The following is a 1,906-nucleotide window of genomic DNA, read 5'->3' as shown; positions in this document are numbered from 1 at the left end:
TCCCAGCAAGATGCCAGGCGAACCTTGCCGCTTTCGGTCAGCTCGTTGAAGCCGGCATAGCCGTCCCCCTGAAGGACGCCTTCGAATCCGGCAAGATGGGTCTGGGGATGGATGCCTTTGCGGTCCGGCGAGTACGCGAACCAGACAGCAGCGGGTTCGCTCGAACCAGAGCGTCGATCATCGCGCACGTAGACCCACAACCGACCGGTTCTGGTTTTCTTGTTGCCGGGCGCAAGCACCGGGATCGGCGTGTCGTCCGCGTGGAGCTTCGCAGTCGACATCGTGTAGCGACGCAGCGCTTCAGTCAGCAGCCGGCAGAGTTCTTCGCATTGTCCTACCCAGCGCGCCATGGTGGCCCGATCGAGACGTACGCCGTCGCGCGCCGCGATCTCGGATTGCCGATACAGCGGCGTATGGTTCGCATATTTCGAAACGATGATCTCGGCCAGCAAGCTCGGATGCGCGATGCTGCGCTCGATTGGCAGCCCCGGCATCGGACGTTGCGCTATATGGCCGCAACTGGAGCAGATCCGTTTGCGGCGGATCGTGCGGATGACCTTGAACATTGCTGTGACGCGCGCGAGTTGCTCGGACACGTCCTCGCCGAGCAACTCCATGGCGTTGTTGCACTTCGGGCACGTCGAGTCAGGCTCGAGCACGCGTTCTTCGCGTGGCAGATGAGCCGGCACGGCTTCCTTCGGGGCTGCCGCAGACACGCCCGAACTCGATGCACGAGCGCGTGCACGGCGAACATCGGCAACGCCGCTGCCCGCTGCCAGATCCTCAAGTTGGGTTTCGAGCCGATCGATCTGTCGGTCTACCTGCTCGGATTTACGACCGAAGTGCATGCGCCTGAGCTTGTCGACCTGCGCCTTCAGGCGCTCAAGTTGCTGGTCCCGCTCAACAATCTCCCGGTCGCGTTCGGCGATCTCCTGGCGCATCTTTGCCATCGATGCCTGCTGCTCGAGCACCAGGGCGTGGAGCTCGGCAACGGTTTGCGGAAGCGGCGCATGGTCAGGCATGCGCCGCAGTTTACGAGCCTTCGATGCGGTTTACAACATCGACAATGCGGCCGTACGACGGGGTTGTCGCCAATCGATGCCTTCCAGCAACATCGACAGCTGCGCAGACGTCAGATAGATCTTGCCTCCATCAGCCTGTGGCCAAATAAACCGTCCGCGCGAAAGCCGCTTCGCAAGAAGCCATAGGCCGTCATCGGTCGCCCAAAGAATTTTTACGAGATCGCCGCGACGCCCCCGAAAAATGAACACGTCTCCGCCGAGCGGATTCTCTTCGAGTGCCGCTTGCACCTTCGCGGCAAGAGCCGGGAAACCACTGCGCATGTCGGTGACGCCTGCGGCGATCCAGATGCGAGTGCCTGCCGGCAAGCCGATCATCGGGATAGCTCCCGGATCAGCAGCCGCAGCATATCCGGCGACACGTTGCCGCAAACCCTCAAGCGTGCACGGTCGAACTCGATCTCGCAAAGATTCTCTGGCGACCGTGTTGCATCAACTTCCATCGGTGGCGTATGTTCTGCCGCCTCAGCGACGACATTCACAGGCAACAGCGACGGCACCTCCTGTGCCCGCTTTGGCGTCGCGCGCTCAGGCAGCGTCGGCAAACCGTACTCTCCTGCCAGATAAAGCCGTCGCCATTTGAACAACAGGTTTGCATTGATATCGTTGCTGCGCGCGATCAACGCCACCGACGCGCCCGGCTCGAGAGATTGTTCAACCAGTTGCCGTTTGAACTCGGTCGGAAAGTTCGGCCGCTTATATGCGCCGTCTGCGGCGCCATCGCCCCATGTCTTGTCCACTTTGGTACCCACCATAATTTGGTGGATACCAAACTACCCAAAATCTCAATCAGCACGCCAGAACGGCCACGGCGAGACGCTTACGGA

General features: G+C 61.1%; 3 protein-coding genes. All 3 read right to left on the bottom strand.

Annotated elements, in window-relative coordinates; translation table 11 throughout:
* Positions 1–1,022 (bottom strand): IS66 family transposase (gene tnpC, locus AWB74_RS44290; protein ID WP_143749541.1); only part of this gene is annotated, 1,022 nt, incomplete at its 3' end.
* 30 nt (positions 1,023–1,052) lie between these two features.
* The gene (gene tnpB, locus AWB74_RS44285; protein WP_014900967.1) at positions 1,053–1,397 is read right to left on the bottom strand and encodes an IS66 family insertion sequence element accessory protein TnpB; all 345 of its coding nucleotides are present in this window, start codon (positions 1,395–1,397) and stop codon (positions 1,053–1,055) included.
* The gene (gene tnpA / locus AWB74_RS44280; protein ID WP_232478093.1) at positions 1,394–1,819 is read right to left on the bottom strand and encodes an IS66-like element accessory protein TnpA; all 426 of its coding nucleotides are present in this window, start codon (positions 1,817–1,819) and stop codon (positions 1,394–1,396) included. The genes tnpB and tnpA overlap by 4 nt, the downstream gene beginning before the upstream one ends.
* Positions 1,820–1,906: the final 87 nt, after the last annotated feature.

Source organism: Caballeronia arvi, assembly GCF_001544695.2.
GTDB classification, from domain to species: Bacteria; Pseudomonadota; Gammaproteobacteria; order Burkholderiales; family Burkholderiaceae; genus Caballeronia; species Caballeronia arvi.
Note: the sequence above shows the minus strand (reverse complement) of the source record. Positions and strands in the feature narration are given on the sequence as shown.